Genomic DNA, 16,706 nt, shown 5'->3' with positions numbered 1-16,706 from the left:
ATGGAGGCGGCCATGGTCAGACCAGGCCCAGTGCCGGATCGCTGACCGTGTGGCGGCCGGTTTCGACGCGCCCGGCAAGGCGGCGCAGGTAGTCGGGCTGGCCCGAGACCGTGGCGCTCAGGTCGTACCAGTAACCATTGGCCGCCAGTGGAATGCGCACGAGCAGTTCGGTGCGCGGCGCCAGCGTGTGCAACTGGCGCAGCTGGGCGTAGGCGTTTGCATTCAGGCTGAACGTGCACGGCGCCGCGCCGGCATTCATCAGGCGCAGTACGAGCTCGCCCGTGGCGGCGTCGCACCGTACGTGGACGTCCGGGCGCGCCTGGCCCGCCGCGACGGCGCGCAGCGCACTGCCCGTGAAGTGACGGTGATAGCCGTTCGGACCCAGCACCCACAGGTCGTAGGCACCGCCCACTGCGGGCGTCCAGCTGTCGGCCAGCGATTTGCCTGCCTCGACGGTGTAGCGGCGCGGTACGGCGGCCAGGTTCTTGCGGTCGTAGACGTGAAAGACCGCGCCCTGGCGCCCGGTATTGATGAAGTTCAGCGTGACCTGCACGGCGGCCATCGTGGCGCCGGGCTGCACCTGGCAGGTGGTGGCCAGTTCATACGGCAGCGCGCGCGACGGCCGCGTGCCCGGCGCCTGCAGCGGCATTTGCGGCGACGCCGGTGGCGCGATCTGCGCCAGGCGTTGCTGCGCGGCGCGCAAGGCGTCGGCCTGGCTCCGGTTGGCGCGACCCTGCAGCACCGGCAAGGCCTCGTCGTTTGGCGTGGCAAAATTGAAGGCGCTGGTCAGGTCACCGCAGACGGCGCGGCGATACGCGCTGATGTTCGGCTCGATGACGCCGAAGCGCGCTTCCAGGAAGCGCAGCACCGACGTATGGTCGAACACCTGCGAATTGACCCAACCGCCGCGGCTCCACGGCGAAATCACATACATCGGCACGCGCGGGCCGGGTCCGTAGACGCGCCCGTCCGCCGCCGGTTGCCGGGTGCTGCCGGCAGGCCGCGGGTGCGTGTAGTATTCCGGCCCCAGCGCGCCAGGGGTTAGCGTGGTCTTGCCGGCGTAGCCGCCCTTGCCGTCCGGCGACGGCGCCGAGGGCGACGGCACGTGGTCGAAGTAACCGTCGTTCTCGTCGAAATTGACGATCAGGACCGTCTTGCTCCAGACCTCGGGATTGGCCGTCAGCGCATCGAGCACCTCTTGCAGGAACCAGGCGCCCTGCACCGGGCTCGATGGGCCCGGGTGTTCGCAGTAGATCGATGGTGCGTTGATCCATGAGACCTGCGGCAGCTTGCCGTCGCGGATGTCGCGCTTGAAGGCGTCCAGGTACTGCTCGGGCCGGGTACCCGGCAAGGTGTTGGCGATGCCCTTGTACAGCGGGTTTTTCGCGTTGTCGGTGGCCGCGTCGTAGGCGTGGTACGGCAGCGCCTGGCCCGTGTTGGTGTACGGCTGGCCGGGCGCGCCGCCGCTGGACACGGGGAAGCCCGAGGCGATATTGGCGCGCCTGAACTGGCGGAATGCGCCGAGCATATTGTCGCCCCATTCGTCGGGCATGTTCTGGTAGCTGATCCAGCTCACGCCGGCCGCCTCGAGACGCTCGGCATACGTGGTCCACGTGTAGCCGGTATTCACGCCGCCCGGCACGCCGTCGATCGCATCCCACTCATTGGAAACGAAGGCCGTACCGGTGGGCACGGCGCCATTGGTGCCGGTCAGGAAGAACGAACGGTTGGCGTCGGTCCCCGTGTGCATTGCGCAGTGGTAGGCGTCGCACACGGTGAACGCATTGGCCAGCGCAAACGCGAACGGGATCTCGCTTTCCTTGAAGTAGCCCATCGAAATGGGATTCTTGTAGCGCGGCCACTGGTCCATGCGGCCGTTGTCCCAGGCCAGCTGGCTGTCGAGCCAATCGTGCGGCGTGCCGTTGACGCGCTGGGCATTGCCACGGCTGGCGTCCAGGTGGAACGGCATCACGACGTTGCCGTTGGCCAGGCGCTGCTGCCAGACGCTGCGCCCTTCGGGCAGCGGGATCGTGAAGCGGTCACCAAAGCCACGCACGCCCTTGAGCGTGCCGAAATAATGGTCGAACGCACGGTTTTCCTGCATCAGGATCACCACGTGCTCGACGTCGCGGATGGTGCCAGTGGCGTTATTGGCGGGGATCGCCAGGGCGCGCTGGATGGCGGGCGGAAAGGCGGCAAGCGTGCCGGCGGCGATACCCGCGCGCGCACTATTGCGCAGGAAACTGCGTCGTGAGGTCATAGGATCCATCCAAAGACGTGAGTGTTTTATCCAGGAAATTAATGTTGTAATTTGTTGTCTTGCCGACATCATGCAAGACGGCGCCAGCGTACGCCCTGACCGTGACGCCGCCGTGACATCGGCAAGCACTGCCGGTAAGGCGGCAGCAACGAAAAAAACAACGTTCCACGTTGTCATGCAATTATTTTTCGAAAGAAATATTGCGCACGATTGGAATTTTATTTGCCTGTTTGCAACCACCAACCTATAGTTTCTATCGTTACAGTTCGCTACATTTCATTTCGCAAAAATTCACCGCCATGAAACTCAACCGCATCGGCATCATCCTCATCGCCTGTGCGCTGGCCGCCATCACGCTGGTCGTCGCATTGCTGGTAGTGCGGCAGCAAGCCAGCCAGGCTGCGCAGGTGCGCAACAAGGGTGTCGGACTGGTCAAGGCGCTCAGCACGGTCCCGATGTCCCTCCTTGCCGACAGCAGCGGCCGCGGCGGTGTGCTCGCCGCCGTGCTTGCCTCGAACGATGGCAGCGACTTCGCCTATGTCACGATCGGGGATGCAAACGGCCGCACGCTGGCCGAAATCGCGGGCAGTGGCAGCATCACGCCCGCTACGCCACTGCCTGCGGATGCGCGCACCGGCTTCGGCGAACGGACGCTGCCGGCAACCGGCGCCAGCGCGCCGCTGCGCGAGTTCTATGGCCCGCTGGCCGACGCCAGCGGCGGCCCGGCATTCGTCCGCGTGGGTTTCCACCAGCCGGGCTTTACCGTGCTGGCGCAGGATGTCTCGTTCCTGGCGCTGCTGGCGCTGATGATGTTTCTGGTCGTGCCGGTCATGTACGTCGTCATCAAGCGCGAAATGGCGCCGCTGGCGGCACTCAGCACCCAGCTGCGCGGCCAGTTGCGCCAGCTCGCCGCGCCCGACAGGCCGGCTCAGCCGGGCGCCGACGACATGCGCGAACTGATCACGAATATGCAGCACTACCTCGACCAGGCCGGCGCCCGCATCGTCCAGCTCGAGCAAGGCTCGCTCAACACCACCGCCGACAACCGCCTGCTGCAATACGGCAGCAAGAAGCTCAATGCCGCGCTGCAGTCGCTGCCGGACGGCCTGTTGATGCTCGATCCGGCCGGCGACGTCACGTTCGCGTCCGGCAAGGTCGAACCCCTGCTGGGCATCCCGATGGACCAGATCCTGGGGCAGCCGCTCGACGCCTGGTGCTGCGATCCGGCGCTGCGCACGCTGTTCGGCCGCTACAGCGGCGACCTGCGCGACAACGCCCGCTCGCACAAGATCGACTTCGCACCGCAGAATGTCGAAGGCCGGCAATTGAGCGCCACCGCGCAACCGCTCAGCGGCGGCCACGGCACGATGTCGTTCGGCACGCTGGTCGTGCTGCGCGACGTCACCCGCGAATACCTGGCGCGCCAGGCGGGCAACGACTTCGTGGCCCACGTCTCGCACGAACTCAAGTCGCCGCTGAACGTCATCGGCATGTACGCCGAAATGCTGGCCGACACCGACGACGAGAGCATGCGGGTCGAATCGCTAAACGTGATCCAGGACGAGATCGAGCGCATGAATGCGCTGGTTGGCAACCTGCTCAATGTGAGCAAGCTGGAAACCGGCAGCATGAGCCCCGAACGCAACCGCGTGCGGCTCGACGACATGCTGCGCGACGCGTATGAGCAGGCGCTGCCACGCGCCGAAGGCAAGCAGTTGCGCGTGCTGCTCGACCTGCCGCGCGAGCTCGAGGCCGTGGCCATCGACAAGGACCTGTTCCGCATTGCGCTGAACAACCTGCTCACCAATGCCATCAAATACAACCGCCCGGGCGGCAGCGTGACGCTGGCCGCCCGCAATGAGGACAATGAAATCGTGATCAGCGTACGCGACACTGGCATCGGCATCGCGCCGCAAGCCCAGGACCGCATCTTCGAGAAGTTCTACCGCGTCAGCGAAGCCGGCGCCGCCACCCAGCGCGGCGGCCACGGCCTGGGCCTGTACCTGGCCGCCCAGATCGTCGAACTGCACCACGGCCGCCTGGTCGTCGAAAGCGAGCCAGGCGTGGGCAGCACCTTCTCGGTGCATCTCAAGATCGTTTCCGCGCCCGCCGGCGCCGCCGTGCTATGAGCGCGCGCCACATCCTGCTCGTCGACGACGAGCCCCATGTCCTGCGCGTGCTGCGCCTGTCGCTCGAACGCGAAGGCTACCTCGTCGTCACCGCCAGCGATGGCAACGCGGCGCTGGCCTGCATGGCGCAGCAGTTGCCCGACGTCTTGATCAGCGATATCCAGATGGACGGCATGGACGGGCGCACGCTGTGCCCGCTGGCCCGCGCCACCTATCCGGACCACCCGTTCCTGATCCTGGTCATGACGTCGATGACGGCGCTCGACGAGCGTGCCTGGGCGCGTGAGCTGGCCAATACCGAATTTCTTGAAAAACCCCTGAGTCCGCGCCAGCTGGTGGCGCGCTTGTCCCGCCACTTCGCGGCCCTGGCGTGACGCCGCGCCAGCCACCAAAGCCTGCCCATGTCCCTTGATCTTCTGCCGACCCTCGACTACACCCGCCACGAGCGCTGGCTGCGCCGCAGCACCGGGAGCGATTATTCACTGGCCGTCTGCGACGCCACTGGCGCACCCTGCTGGAGCGCACCCGGCGACGCCACGCTCGCGCCCTGGATCACGGCGCTCAATGCCGCCGGCTTCGCCTGGACTTCCGAGGGCGAGGGCATGCAGCGCCACGATGCCGGCGATGCGACGCTGCTGTACACGCCGATCATCGCCAAGCGTGGCCTGATCGGTTTCCTGGCGGTCCGCGCGGACACCGCTGCCACGACTGCCACCGACGTGCCGTTCGCGTGGGATGCACTGGCCGAAGCGCTCGAAGACATCGCCAGCGCGATTGCCGACGACTGCCGCACGCAGGGCGAGCTCGACGCGATGGCCGGCGAACTGTCGGACCGCTACGAAGAGCTGCACCTGGTGTATGCGATCGACCGCCAGGTGCAGGACATGACCAGCGGCGAAGACCTGTTCGGCGAGCTGCTCGAGAGCTGGGCTGCCCACATGGACGCCGACGTCGCCGCCTTCATCAAGCCGGGCGAGAACCTGTGCGTCTCGGCCACCAACCTGTCGGCGCCGATCCACAACCTGGATCTGGTGCTGGTCGAGATGCGCGGCGACCTGTACCGCTTCGCCCATTCGTCGCGCCAGCCGATCGTCATGAACGAGGCCGACGATCCGCGCCGCGCCTACATCTTCACCGACATGCCGTTCAAGATCCTGTGCTGCCCGGTCTTCCAGGACAAGTCGGTCGTGGCGATCCTGGTGCTGCTCAACCATGCGAACAAGGAAGACTTCAGCAACAGCGACCGCAAGCTGGGCGAAGTGCTGGCCAATCACCTGTCGAGCCTGTCGCGCATGCACAGCATGCTGGCCGAAACGAGCAAGTTCAACCAGCAGATGGCAGCCGCGCTGATCGAGGCGGTCGAAGCGAAAGACCCGTACACGCGCGGCCACAGCGAGCGCGTGCACCACATCGCGATGGAAATCGGCCGCGCGCTGCACCTGCCGCCGCGCGAACTGGACAACCTGTTCTGGGGTTCGCTCCTGCACGATGTCGGCAAGATCGGCATCCCCGACGCCGTGCTGTGCAAGCCGGGGCGCCTGACGCGTGATGAATTTACCTTCATCATGGTCCATCCCGAGCGCAGCTATGAAATCCTGCGCCACATCGACCGCCTCAAGGGCGCGGTGCCGGGCGCGCGCCATCACCAGGAAAAGTACGACGGCAGCGGCTATCCGCACGGCCTGGCCGGCAACGACATTCCGTACAACGCGCGCATCATCGCGGTGGCCGACACCTACGACTCGATCACCAGCTCGCGCGCCTACCGCGCCGGACGCAGCCACGAAGTAGCGATGGCCGAGATCGCGCGCTGCGCCGGCACCCAGCTCGACCCGGGCGTGGTGGCGATGTTCGACACCGTGTGCCGCGCCGAACCGGGCTGGATCGCCGAGTTCCGCATCGCCCGCGATCCGGTGCCGGCCGCAGCACCTGCACCAGCCCCAACGCAGGCCGTCACCACCGCATGAGCGAGAGCGCCGCCCCCGAGCGGATCACCCGCAGCCGCATCGGCGCCATGACCTACCTGGCGCCGCTGACGGCGCTGGTGGCCGACGAGACCGTCCAGACGCTGCAGGCGGCGCTGAACGAGTGCGTGGCCCAGCACCAGGTGTCGATCGTGGTCGACCTGGGCAAGGTCACGCTGCTGTCCGGGCGCGCGCTGAGCATGATGGCCGACATGGGCGAGCGCCTCGGCGGCCTGGGCGGCTGGCTGAAGCTGGCCTATCCGAATCCGCTGCTCCAGGACATCCTGGCCGCCACGGGCCTGCTGGAACAGCTGCCGTTGTTCGATGCGCGGCCCACCGCACCGCGCCGCGTGCGCGAACCGGGCAGCAAACTGGGCGACATCCTGGTCGAGCGTGGCGCGGCCAGCGCCGAGCAGGTCGCCGAGGCGGCGCGCCTGCAGGACCAGACCGGCAAGCGCATGGGCCTCATCATGGTCGAGCGCAAGTGGATTACCGAAGCGGCGCTGTACCAGGCGCTGGCCGACCAGCTGGGCCTGCCGTATGTGCAGCTGCGCACCGGCCTGTACGACCCGGGCGCGCTGGCGCTGCTCGAACGCGATGTCACGCGGCGCCTGAACGTGCTGCCGCTGTTCCAGGTGCAGGGCACGCTGACGGTGGCCAGCGCCGAACCGCAGGCGATCCACAGCATCGACGAACTGCGCGCCCGCACGGGCGTGCGCATCCGGATCGTGGTCGCGCCGCCGGCCGATATCCGGCGCCTGGCTGACGAAGCGTATGGCGGCGCCCTGCCCGATTTCGTGCAGACCGAAGCGAGCGACCTCGAACTGATCGAGTCGACGATTCCCGACGACTACACGCAGATCGACGAGATGGCCGGCGCCAGCCCGGTCATCAATATGGTCAACGCGGTGATCCAGCGCGCGATCCGCGATGGCGCCAGCGACATCCACATCGAGATCTCGCGCAACCGCGCCCGCATCCGGCTGCGCATCGACGGCGTGCTGTACGAAGTCATGTCGCCGCGCGTCGACCAGCACCCCGCCATCGTCTCGCGCCTGAAGGTCATGGCCAACCTCGACATCGCCGAGCGCCGCCTGCCGCAGGATGGCCGCATCCAGGTGGCGACCCAGGGCCGCACGGTGGACCTGCGCTTCTCGTCGCTGCCCGGCATCTACGGCGAAAAGGTCGTGCTGCGCGTGCTCGACAAGAACCAGTCGATCCTCGACGTCGACAAGCTCGGCATGAATGCGCATGCGGTCGGCGCGTTCAAGCGCCTGCTGGGGCGCAGCCATGGCCTGATTCTGGTCACCGGCCCGACCGGCAGCGGCAAGACCACCAGCCTGTACGCAGCGATCAGCCACCTGAAAAGCATCGAAAAGAACATCGTCACGATCGAGGATCCGGTCGAATACCAGCTCGACATCATCAACCAGAACCAGGTCAATGATGCGATCGGCCTGACCTTCCCCAAGATCCTGAAACACGTGCTGCGCCAGGACCCGGACATCATCATGATCGGCGAAGTGCGCGATCGCCAGACCGCCGAGATTGCGGTGCAGGCGGCGCTGACCGGCCACCTGGTCTTGACCACGCTGCACACCAACGACACGCTGGGCGCGGTCTCGCGCCTGGTCGAGATGGGTGTGGAGCCGTACCTGCTGTCGTCGGCCCTGATCGGCGTGATGGCCCAGCGTCTCGTGCGGCGCGTGTGCCAGGGGTGCCGCACCAGCTACCTGGCCACGCCCGAAGCGACCGCCGCCTACCGCTGGCGCGGCCAGGGCGACCTGCGCCTGATGCGCGGGCGCGGTTGCCCGGCCTGCTATGACTCGGGTTACAAGGGCCGCATGGGCATCTACGAGCTGCTCGAAGTCGGCCCCGACCTGCAGCGCATGATCGTGGCCAATGCCAGCAAGGACCAGCTGGCCGCGCACGTGGCCTCGACCGGCCACCACGACCTGTACGCCGACGGCATGGCGCGCGCCTTCGATGGCCACACGACGCCCGAGGAAATCGCGCGCGTCGTGCATTCCCTGTAACCGCCATGCCGATCGAACTCGACGCCCCCGTTGCAGGACAGGGCCCGGCCGGCAAGACCGCCCCGTCGGCCGCCTCGTGGTGGACGCTGGGCGCGCGCCCGCCGGGGATGCGTGAACGGGCGCTGTTTACCGAGCGCCTCGCGCTGTTGCTCGAGACCGGCGTGCCGCTGCACACGGCGCTGCAGTCGCTGCACGACCAGACCGAACCGGGCCAGCTGCGCACGATGATCGCGACCATCGGCGACGACATCCTGGCTGGCGAACGTTTTTCGGCGGCGCTCGGGCGCCATGCGCTGTTCCCGGGCAGCTACGTCAACCTGATCGCGGCCAGCGAAGCGGGCGGTTTCATGGCCGACGTGCTGGTGCAGCTGGTCGAGATGGATGAAAAGGAAGAGCGCCTGCGCGCGATGCTGGTATCGACCCTGTCGTATCCGGTGATCCTGCTGACGTTTTCGTTCGGGGTGGTGCTGTTCATCCTGACGTTCGTGTTTCCCAAGTTTGCCGTCATGTTCGCGTCGATTCACGACCAGCTGCCGATCACCACGCGCGCGCTGCTGGTGGTGAGCCAGGTGCTGACCGGCCATGGCGCGATCGTTGCCGCACTCGCGGCCGGCGCCGTCGGCGCGCTCTGGATGCTGATGCGCCAGCCCGGGGTACGCGTGGCAATCGACCGCGCCAAGCTGCGCCTGCCGGTCGTGCGCGACGTGTTCGCCAAGATCTATCTGACGCGCCTGCTGCGCGTGATGGGCATTTCGCTCGAACACGGTGTGACGATCCTGGCCACGCTCGAAGCCTGCCGCGCGGTGGTGACCAATGCCGACTTCCAGCGCTTCATCCTCGATCTCGAACGCGATGTCACCGAGGGCAAAGGGATCGCCGCGGGCTTTGAGAACAGCAATTTCGTGCCGCTGTCGGTGCGCCAGATGATCGCCACCGGCGAAGCAACGGGCACGCTGGGCCGCGTCATGACCCGCGTGGCCGATTCGTACGACCGCGAACTGACGCGTTTGCTGGCGCGGCTGTCGAAGATGGCCGAGCCGGTGATGCTGCTGGTGATGGGCGTCCTGGTCGGTACCATTGTCAGTTCGCTCATCTTGCCGATATTTAAACTATCACGCGCGGTGCACTGAAGCGTTACTCAAAAACCACACTCTGTCACACGATTGACGAGTTAGTGCCGAACGGAAACATGCTCATGTTACGCTTCGGCATTACCTTTTTTAACCATGCAACGTCTTGTAAAGACGCTTGTTCAACTATTTAAATTTCCCATGTCGAGCTCATTCAAGCGCACTGCCGCAGCCGGTTTTACCCTGATCGAATTGCTGATCGTTGTGATTATTCTTGCAATTATTTCTGCCATCGCGATTCCGCAGTTTTCGGCGGCAACTGCTGATGCGCAGCTTGCTGCCCTCGATACGAGCCTTGCGAATATCCGCAACGCTGTCGAGCAATATCGCGCTCAGCATACCGGCAATGCCTTCCCAGGCGAAAAAGCCTCCACTGGTGCTGGTACGGACTGTGCTGGAACCAAAGGGACGGGGCTGGTCGGCACCGCTCTTGCGATGGAAGAACAGCTGAAATTCCCTTCGAATGCAGCAGGGCAAACCTGTTCGATTGGCAGTCCCGTTTATCGCTATGGCCCGTATTTGCGTCAGGGGATTCCTGCCGAGCCAATCAACAACGACGCAACGATTGTATTCTCGACCGAAGGTACGATGGCTGCACCAGCCTTGGGCGGCAAGGGATGGTCTTACGACGCAAAGATCGGCAAGTTCTACATGAACAGCGCAACTCTCGATCCTAACGGAAAGAAATACTCCGACCATTAAAGCGGCCAGGTCAGCAATATGCACAGACATAACTGCGCAGCCTACACGCTGACCGAACTGCTGATCGTGGTCGCGGTGCTCGCCATTGCCGCCGTCGTCGCTATCCCGACGGCGCAACCGGTGGCGGAATTTCGCGCCGATGCGGCGGCCGGCGAAGTGGTCAACGCCCTGCGCTTTGCCCGCGACAACGCGCAGTACAGCGGCGCGCAGCGGCTGTTCGACTGCGATACCGCGGCGAATACCATCGCGGTATTCGCGCTCGAGACCGACAAGACCACCACAAGGGCGGCGCGCAACCCGGTCGACCATCCGTTCAACCGCGCCCCCTATCTGCTCAACCTGAACGCTGCCCCCGCCGGAAACACCATGGCCCTCGTGCGCTGCACCTTTACCTTCGTGGACAACTCGACCGCTGCCGCCGTCGCATTCGATGCCGCCGGCAGGGCGCAGCGCGGCATCGGCAGCGGCAATGCACGCACGAGCGCGCTGCGTGCGGGCCAGGTCGTGCTGAGCGCCGGCACTGTCGAGCGCACCATTGCCATCGACACCACCGGCCGCATCACGGTGTCCTGACCATCTTGCCGACCATGCACACTCTTCCATCACGCATCAGGGCCGCCGGCATGACCCTGCTCGAAGCGGTGTTCGCCCTGCTGCTGCTGTCGGTGTGCCTGATCCCGGCCGCCAATGCGCTGCGCGGCGCCATCAACGTGCCCGCCGACAGCGCCCTGGCGGCGCGTGAACTCGACTGCGTCAGTGCACTGATGGAATCGGTGCTGGCCGAGCCCTATGGCGACCTGTTCGCCGCTGCCGGCCAACCCGATGCACCATCGTCGTACTCGACGCCGGATGGCGCCAGCGCGCCGCGCACGGCGCAGGGCTGCCCCCCGATGACAGTCACCATCACCTCGTACGGCACCGACCGGACGCGCAAGCTCGGTGCCCCCGGCACCAGCAGCCACCTGCTGCGCGTGGTGGCGTTTTTGACGGCCGACGGCCGGTTTCCCCTTGCCACGCTGGTCGCGCAATGAAGGCGCTGCGACCGGCACGCGGCTATACGCTGCTCGAACTGCTCGTCGGTCTGGCCATCGCGGCGATCGTGATGCTGCCCCTGACCGACATGCTGCGTGCCGGCGCCGACAACGCGCGCTTCGTGCGCACCGAACTGGACCGCAACGCGGACGCGCGCTTCGCCATCGGCCGCATTGCCGCCCAGGCCACGCGCAACGGACCGATGCCCGGGCCGATCCCCGGTCCGGCAACCGCCGGCAACCCCGCGGCCTGGCTCGCGCCGCTGCAATACACATTGCAGAACGGCGTCCTGCTGGAAACCGATCCGGACGCCAAGCCGGTGCGCCAGTCCGTGCTCGCCACGAGCGTGCAGTCGTTCGCACTCGACATTCCCGACAACGGCGTGGGCCAACCAGTCCTGCGCATCGACCTGGTGCTGGTCCGCCCGAATTGCGACGCCAACGGCGTGCAAGCCTGCAGCACGGTGTACGCGCGCAACGTGCGTCTGGGCTTGCCGCTATGATGCCGGCGCGCCAGGACGGCGCCTTGCTGCTGATGGTCGCGCTGCTGCTGGCAACGCTGGCCGCGCTGGCATTCGGCATGCACCGCGCGGGGAGCGCCGAACTGCGCTCGATCAACGATGACTACGAAGGCCGCGCCGCGGCCTACGTGGCCGAAGCCGGGATTGCAGCCGTGCGCTGGTCCAGCCAGGTCAACGGTTGCAAGGACGCCAGCTACGTGAATCAACCCTTCGGCGCAGGCACCTTTACGGTATCGGCCAAGGAGAATTCCGGACGGATCAAGATTACCGCCAGCGGGCAATTCAACGGGGCCGAGCGCACGCCGGAAGAGCGCGAAGTCCGTATCTATAAACTCTACGACCCAAAAAGTTACGACATCGACGACGACGTGAAGGACACCACGATCGCGCGGCAGAGCGGGCCGCTCAACACGGGCAATCTGATCCTGGTTTCAAACGGGGCGCACATCCTGATGTCCTGGAAGCTGGACGACGTCGACGACGATGTGCGGGTGCTCTCGGCCACGCTCACCCTGGTGCAGGCAAGCACAGGCAGTACCGCGCGCCGGATCGCGGTGCACCGGGTTACGGCGCCCTGGGATGACAGCGCGACCTGGACCAGGCCGCGCGCCGGCGCCACCTGGGATGGCGGCGCCTACAACAGCACGGTGCTCGCCAGCGCCAGCGCGACCAGCACCGGGCCGGCCATCCTGAACGTCACCGGCCTGCTTGACAGCTGGGCCGCCAAACGCTTCCCCGAGCACGGCCTGCTGCTGCGACTGCTCGACCCGGACCAGGCTGCGACCTTCTACAGCCACGAAGCGAGCGAGAGCCGGCGCCCTCTGCTGCGGGTTGTCGCAGCCGACAAATGCTGATGAACGAGACCATGCATCCACACTCGCCTGGCGCCATTCGCGATCACGCACCGATGGGAGACGCCGCGCCATGACCCTGCATCGTCTTGTGGCTTGCCTGCGACGCCGCCTGCATCCCTCAAGCGCGCGGCCGATTGGCGCCGACTTTGCCGCCAACCGGCTCAACCTGGTGCAGGCCGACTGGCGCGATGGCGGCTGGCGCCTGCGCGCCGCCAGCTCCCTGCCTTATCCGATGCCGCGTGATGTGCTGCTGGCCTCCCCGAAAGCGCTGGTGCAATTTGTCGATGCCGCGCTGGCGCAGGCGCCGTTCCAGGGCCGCCGCGTGATTTCCGCGCTGCCCCCGGCCGATGTGCGCATCCTGCCGCTCACGGTGCATGTCGCCGCCGGCCAGACCGAAGCGCAGGCAGTGGGCCGCGCGGTGAGCGAGCAACTGGGCGAGCGCGCCGGGCAGCACGTGATCGATTATTACCAGGTGCGCGGCGCCGACATGGACGGCGGCGAGCGGCACGTGCTGGTTGCCGCCGCGCTCAAGCACCGGGTGCTCGATTACCTGGCGATGCTGGAACACGCGCGCCTCGAACCGGTCGCGCTCGACATCGGTCCGGCTGCCATCGGGCGCCTGCTCGCCACGCTGCACGGCAGCGACGTCGGTCAGTCGGTCGCGCTGCTCAATTTCGGCGCCGCCAAAAGCTACCTGACCGTCATCTGGGGCCGGCGCCTGATGCTCGATCGCGAGATCGCGTTTGGGGAGGACATGCTGGCAGGGGCGGTCGCGGGCGCGCTCGACCTGCAAGCCGATACGGCCGCCAGCCTGCTGCGCCAGCATGGCATCGGCGCGCGCCCCGGCATGGCGGTCGACGACCCACACATCGAGCTGCGGCGCGCGATCCGCGCCATCCTGCACCCGGCCTGCCAGACACTGGCCGACGAACTGGCCCATACACAGGTGTACGTGGCCTCGCGCACGCGCGGCAGCTCGATCAGCCGCCTGTATCTCAATGGCAGCCTCGCGCGCTACCCCGACATCCAGTCCCGGATCGGCGAGCTGATCGACGTGCCGGTGCACCTGCTCGATGCGTTCGGCGCCTTCCCCGAATCGGCCCGGAATACGGCACGCGATGCGACAGGCAACCCGGCAGGCGAACCGGCAACGACGTCGCTCGCGCTGGCCACCGGCCTGGCGCTGCGCGGAGGCGCCGATGGCTGATATCGACATGATCCCGCGCAGCTACCGCGACGGCGTGCGCGTGCGCCGCACGCTGCGCCACACCGGTTTGGCGCTGGCGGCAATCGTCCTGGCCGCGGCCGCAGGCAGCGCCGCGCTGCGCTGGCACAGCGCAGCGCTGGAGCGCCGCACGGCCACGCTGCAGCAGGCCGCCAGCGCGGCCACGGCCAGCCAGGCGCAGGCAGCGACCGAACACGCGGCGCGCGAGCGCGTGTTGCAGCAACAGGACCTGCTGCGCGCGCTGCGGCGCGAAGGCGAACTGGCCGCGCTGGCCACCGCCATTGACAGCGCCCTGCCCGCGACGGCCTGGCTGACCGCCATCAATCTGCAGCGCGACCTGCAACTGGAAGCAGCGGCTGACCCAACGACGACGCCAGCCCCGGCGCCAGATGGCCGGGCGACGACGATCGCCACCGGCAACGCCGACGGCAGCACGCTGGTCATGCTCAGCAGCGTCGAGCTGGCCGGCCAGGCGACGGACTACAACGGCATCACGAATTTCCTGTCGAACCTCGGGCGCCTGCCCGGAATGCAGGGCGTCGAACTGCTCTCGAGCAGCGCCAGTCCGACGACGGCCGCAATCGATTTCCGCGCCGTGGTCACGCTGGTACCGCCGGCGGAGGCGCCATGAGCCCGAAACTGCGCGACCTGCTCGTTGCCCTGCCCGCGCGCCAGCTCAATCTGATGGTCGGCGGCGCGGTCGTCATCGCGCTGCTGCTGGCATGGACATTGGCCTTGCGCGCGCCGCTGGCGGCGTACCGGCAGCACAAGGCAGCGCTGGCCGTACTGGAAGCGGCAGGCACCACCGCCCCGGCCATTGCGGCTCCGTCGGCGCCCGCCGCTGCCACGACGCCAGCGGCCGCGCCCCCGGAGCCGCTGGCGCTCATCGCGGCGGTCAGCCACAGCGCCGCAGAGTCGAACGTGGCCGTGTTGTCGGCAGCGCAAGGCGCCCAGCGCACCGTGGCCGGCGTACGTTTGCTTACGGTCGAGATCGTGGCCAGCGGCGGATACACCGCCGTGCTGGACTGGCTCGCCGCCATCGAGCGGCAGCAGCCGACCGTTGGCATTCAACGACTGACCGTGGAAGCCGCCGACGATACCGACGACCGGGCAATCACCCTGCAGCTTGTCATCTACGACACTGGAACAACACCATGAAACACACCCTGACACTGGCGCTGGCGCTCGTTCTGGCCGGCCTGGCAGCCAACGTGCTGGCCAATCCGCCCCGCAGCCTGCGCGATCCGTTCGTGAGCCGGCTGCCGGCCAGCGCGCCACTGGCAGCCACCGCCGCCGCCACCGTGCCTGCCACGCCGCCACGCCTGCGCGCGGTGGTGCTCAATGGCGCGCAGTCGCTGGCCAATCTCGACGGCAATGTCGTGGCCACCGGCGAGCGCGTCGCCGGCTACACCGTGCTGCGCATCGATGCGCGCGGCGTGCTGCTGGCCCATGCTGGCCGCGAGCACCTGCTGACGATGCAGGACAAGGACGCGCAATGACGCCGCGCCATCTGCTCGTCGCACTGTGTGCAGCTTGGGCGGCGCTCGCACTTCCCGCGGCCGCGAACACTGCCGCGCCGGCCGTGGTGGTAAAGAGCACGGCCACCGCACCGGTCCCGCTGGCCCCGGTGACGATGTCGTACACGTTCCGCGACACGCCGATCGAAGAATTGTTCAACATGATCGCGCGCAGCGCGCGCATCAATATCGTGCTCGGCAAGGGTGTTGGCGGCAACGTCTCGATCAACCTGTACGACATGACGGTGCGTGAGGCGATCGAGGCGATCGCCGAAGCCGGCGGTTACGCGGTGACCGAACGCGCAGGCGGCTTCCTGATCTCGGACCCGAAGACGGCGCTCCCCGAGCGCAGCGCCATTCTCCAGGTCAAGGCGATGAAGGTGCGCTACGCCGACGTGACCAAGGTGGGCGCCATCCTGGCGCGCCAGATCGGCGTGCCCGGCACGGTGACCGTGCTCGACCAGACCAAGACGCTGGTGGTCGAAGCGACAGCGGCCGGCCTGGAGCGTGCAGCGCTGGTGCTGCGCGAAATCGACCGCGCGCCGCAGCAGATCCTGATCGAAGCGAAGATCCTGGAAATCACGCTCGACCAGAACGAGAACTTCGGCGTCGACTGGTCACGCGTGTTCAGCGGCGACGGTCCCGACACGGTCGGTACGAGCGGCTTTGCCACGCGCGCCGGCCCGCGCTTTTTCCTGAACCTGGTCAATGGGAATATCGAGGCCTACCTGAGCGCGCTGAGCAACAAGGGCCGCGTGCACACGCTGGCCACGCCGCGCCTGCTTGCCCTCGAGGACCAGGAAGCGAGCACGAATGTCGGCGACCAGCTGGGTTATCGCCTGACGACGACGATCAACAACGTGACGTCCGAATCGATCGAGTTCCTCGACACCGGCGTGATCCTGCGCGTGACGCCGTCGGTCGACGCCGACGGCCGCATCATGATGAAGATCCGGCCCGAAGTGAGCTCGGGCTCGGTATCGGCCGGCATTCCATCGAAGAAGACCACCGAAGTAAACACACAGCTGGTGGCCAGCGACGGACAACCGGTGCTGATCGGCGGCTTGATCAAGCGCAGCCGCACCTACCGGCGTCTGGGCATCCCGCTGTTGTCGGATATCCCGGTGATTGGCGGCGCCTTCGGCAGCACCGACGACGGTGGGGCGGCCACGGAGACGATTGTCGTCATCACGCCGCGCATCGTGCCTGCGAGCGGCCCGGCCATCGACGGCATCACCGAGCGCACGCTGCAGCAGGCCGAGCAGACCATGCGCACGCGTGGCGACGTGCTCGACCGCAAGCTCGATACGCTCGACCGCTAGGGCGCAGTCAACGTT

17 protein-coding genes are annotated in these 16,706 nt (G+C 67.0%); 16 read left to right on the top strand and 1 reads right to left on the bottom strand.

What is annotated here, in order from left to right; genetic code table 11:
- Positions 1-16: 16 nt before the first annotated feature.
- Positions 17-2,260: a phosphocholine-specific phospholipase C gene (locus RCH14_RS20965; RefSeq protein WP_343028032.1), complete on the bottom strand. Its 2,244-nt coding sequence runs from the start codon at positions 2,258-2,260 to the stop codon at positions 17-19.
- A gap of 70 nt (positions 2,261-2,330) precedes the next feature.
- Between RCH14_RS20965 and RCH14_RS20960 the strand changes: the two genes are divergently transcribed.
- From RCH14_RS20960 to RCH14_RS20885, 16 genes are all read left to right on the top strand, one after another.
- Complete coding sequence (locus RCH14_RS20960; protein ID WP_343028031.1) at positions 2,331-2,510, top strand: hypothetical protein; 180 nt, start codon at positions 2,331-2,333, stop codon at positions 2,508-2,510.
- Positions 2,511-2,559: 49 nt separating this feature from the next.
- Positions 2,560-4,389 (top strand): ATP-binding protein, encoded by a 1,830-nt coding sequence (locus tag RCH14_RS20955; protein WP_343028030.1) that lies wholly within the window; start codon positions 2,560-2,562, stop codon positions 4,387-4,389.
- On the top strand, positions 4,386-4,763 hold the full coding sequence (locus RCH14_RS20950) for a response regulator (protein ID WP_343028029.1): 378 nt from the start codon (positions 4,386-4,388) through the stop codon (positions 4,761-4,763). The genes RCH14_RS20955 and RCH14_RS20950 overlap by 4 nt, the downstream gene beginning before the upstream one ends.
- Positions 4,764-4,790: 27 nt before the next feature.
- Positions 4,791-6,356, top strand: a complete 1,566-nt coding sequence (locus tag RCH14_RS20945) for an HD domain-containing phosphohydrolase (protein WP_343028028.1) — start codon at positions 4,791-4,793, stop codon at positions 6,354-6,356.
- On the top strand, positions 6,353-8,389 hold the full coding sequence (locus RCH14_RS20940) for an ATPase, T2SS/T4P/T4SS family (RefSeq protein ID WP_343028027.1): 2,037 nt from the start codon (positions 6,353-6,355) through the stop codon (positions 8,387-8,389). Before RCH14_RS20945 ends, RCH14_RS20940 begins: the two co-directional genes overlap by 4 nt.
- Positions 8,390-8,394: 5 nt before the next feature.
- Entirely contained in the window at positions 8,395-9,519 is a 1,125-nt protein-coding gene (locus RCH14_RS20935; RefSeq protein WP_343028026.1) for a type II secretion system F family protein, read from the top strand.
- A gap of 141 nt (positions 9,520-9,660) precedes the next feature.
- On the top strand, positions 9,661-10,221 hold the full coding sequence (locus tag RCH14_RS20930) for a prepilin-type N-terminal cleavage/methylation domain-containing protein (RefSeq protein ID WP_343028025.1): 561 nt from the start codon (positions 9,661-9,663) through the stop codon (positions 10,219-10,221).
- An 18-nt stretch (positions 10,222-10,239) separates the two neighbouring features.
- Positions 10,240-10,794, top strand: coding sequence for a prepilin-type N-terminal cleavage/methylation domain-containing protein (locus RCH14_RS20925; protein WP_343028024.1), 555 nt, complete (start codon positions 10,240-10,242; stop codon positions 10,792-10,794).
- Positions 10,795-10,808: 14 nt separating this feature from the next.
- Positions 10,809-11,252, top strand: a complete 444-nt coding sequence (locus tag RCH14_RS20920) for a hypothetical protein (protein ID WP_343028023.1) — start codon at positions 10,809-10,811, stop codon at positions 11,250-11,252.
- A complete protein-coding gene (locus tag RCH14_RS20915; protein ID WP_343028022.1) occupies positions 11,249-11,755 on the top strand; it encodes a prepilin-type N-terminal cleavage/methylation domain-containing protein in 507 nt (168 codons plus the stop codon). Before RCH14_RS20920 ends, RCH14_RS20915 begins: the two co-directional genes overlap by 4 nt.
- Entirely contained in the window at positions 11,752-12,627 is an 876-nt protein-coding gene (locus tag RCH14_RS20910) for a DNRLRE domain-containing protein (RefSeq protein WP_343028021.1), read from the top strand. The genes RCH14_RS20915 and RCH14_RS20910 overlap by 4 nt, the downstream gene beginning before the upstream one ends.
- Before the next feature lie 70 nt (positions 12,628-12,697).
- Entirely contained in the window at positions 12,698-13,834 is a 1,137-nt protein-coding gene (gene pilM, locus RCH14_RS20905) for a pilus assembly protein PilM (protein WP_343028020.1), read from the top strand.
- Entirely contained in the window at positions 13,827-14,483 is a 657-nt protein-coding gene (locus RCH14_RS20900; protein ID WP_343028019.1) for a PilN domain-containing protein, read from the top strand. The genes pilM and RCH14_RS20900 overlap by 8 nt, the downstream gene beginning before the upstream one ends.
- Entirely contained in the window at positions 14,480-15,010 is a 531-nt protein-coding gene (locus RCH14_RS20895; protein WP_343028018.1) for a GspMb/PilO family protein, read from the top strand. Before RCH14_RS20900 ends, RCH14_RS20895 begins: the two co-directional genes overlap by 4 nt.
- Entirely contained in the window at positions 15,007-15,351 is a 345-nt protein-coding gene (locus tag RCH14_RS20890) for a hypothetical protein (protein WP_343028017.1), read from the top strand. The genes RCH14_RS20895 and RCH14_RS20890 overlap by 4 nt, the downstream gene beginning before the upstream one ends.
- Positions 15,348-16,691: a hypothetical protein gene (locus tag RCH14_RS20885; protein ID WP_343028016.1), complete on the top strand. Its 1,344-nt coding sequence runs from the start codon at positions 15,348-15,350 to the stop codon at positions 16,689-16,691. The genes RCH14_RS20890 and RCH14_RS20885 overlap by 4 nt, the downstream gene beginning before the upstream one ends.
- The last annotated feature ends 15 nt before the right edge of the window (positions 16,692-16,706 follow it).

Source organism: Massilia sp. MP_M2, assembly GCF_039123635.1.
GTDB lineage: Bacteria > Pseudomonadota > Gammaproteobacteria > Burkholderiales > Burkholderiaceae_D > Telluria.
This window is presented reverse-complemented; position numbering and strand designations above follow the sequence as displayed.

What these genes read in the sequence shown, in the direction of transcription:
- RCH14_RS20965 (WP_343028032.1), bottom strand. Translation starts at nt 2,260, where the DNA reads ATGACCTCACGACGCAGTTTCCTGCGCAATAGTGCGCGCGCGGGTATC.
- RCH14_RS20960 (WP_343028031.1), top strand. Translation starts at nt 2,331, where the DNA reads ATGCAAGACGGCGCCAGCGTACGCCCTGACCGTGACGCCGCCGTGACA.
- RCH14_RS20955 (WP_343028030.1), top strand. Translation starts at nt 2,560, where the DNA reads ATGAAACTCAACCGCATCGGCATCATCCTCATCGCCTGTGCGCTGGCC.
- RCH14_RS20950 (WP_343028029.1), top strand. Translation starts at nt 4,386, where the DNA reads ATGAGCGCGCGCCACATCCTGCTCGTCGACGACGAGCCCCATGTCCTG.
- RCH14_RS20945 (WP_343028028.1), top strand. Translation starts at nt 4,791, where the DNA reads ATGTCCCTTGATCTTCTGCCGACCCTCGACTACACCCGCCACGAGCGC.
- RCH14_RS20940 (WP_343028027.1), top strand. Translation starts at nt 6,353, where the DNA reads ATGAGCGAGAGCGCCGCCCCCGAGCGGATCACCCGCAGCCGCATCGGC.
- RCH14_RS20935 (WP_343028026.1), top strand. Translation starts at nt 8,395, where the DNA reads ATGCCGATCGAACTCGACGCCCCCGTTGCAGGACAGGGCCCGGCCGGC.
- RCH14_RS20930 (WP_343028025.1), top strand. Translation starts at nt 9,661, where the DNA reads ATGTCGAGCTCATTCAAGCGCACTGCCGCAGCCGGTTTTACCCTGATC.
- RCH14_RS20925 (WP_343028024.1), top strand. Translation starts at nt 10,240, where the DNA reads ATGCACAGACATAACTGCGCAGCCTACACGCTGACCGAACTGCTGATC.
- RCH14_RS20920 (WP_343028023.1), top strand. Translation starts at nt 10,809, where the DNA reads ATGCACACTCTTCCATCACGCATCAGGGCCGCCGGCATGACCCTGCTC.
- RCH14_RS20915 (WP_343028022.1), top strand. Translation starts at nt 11,249, where the DNA reads ATGAAGGCGCTGCGACCGGCACGCGGCTATACGCTGCTCGAACTGCTC.
- RCH14_RS20910 (WP_343028021.1), top strand. Translation starts at nt 11,752, where the DNA reads ATGATGCCGGCGCGCCAGGACGGCGCCTTGCTGCTGATGGTCGCGCTG.
- pilM (WP_343028020.1), top strand. Translation starts at nt 12,698, where the DNA reads ATGACCCTGCATCGTCTTGTGGCTTGCCTGCGACGCCGCCTGCATCCC.
- RCH14_RS20900 (WP_343028019.1), top strand. Translation starts at nt 13,827, where the DNA reads ATGGCTGATATCGACATGATCCCGCGCAGCTACCGCGACGGCGTGCGC.
- RCH14_RS20895 (WP_343028018.1), top strand. Translation starts at nt 14,480, where the DNA reads ATGAGCCCGAAACTGCGCGACCTGCTCGTTGCCCTGCCCGCGCGCCAG.
- RCH14_RS20890 (WP_343028017.1), top strand. Translation starts at nt 15,007, where the DNA reads ATGAAACACACCCTGACACTGGCGCTGGCGCTCGTTCTGGCCGGCCTG.
- RCH14_RS20885 (WP_343028016.1), top strand. Translation starts at nt 15,348, where the DNA reads ATGACGCCGCGCCATCTGCTCGTCGCACTGTGTGCAGCTTGGGCGGCG.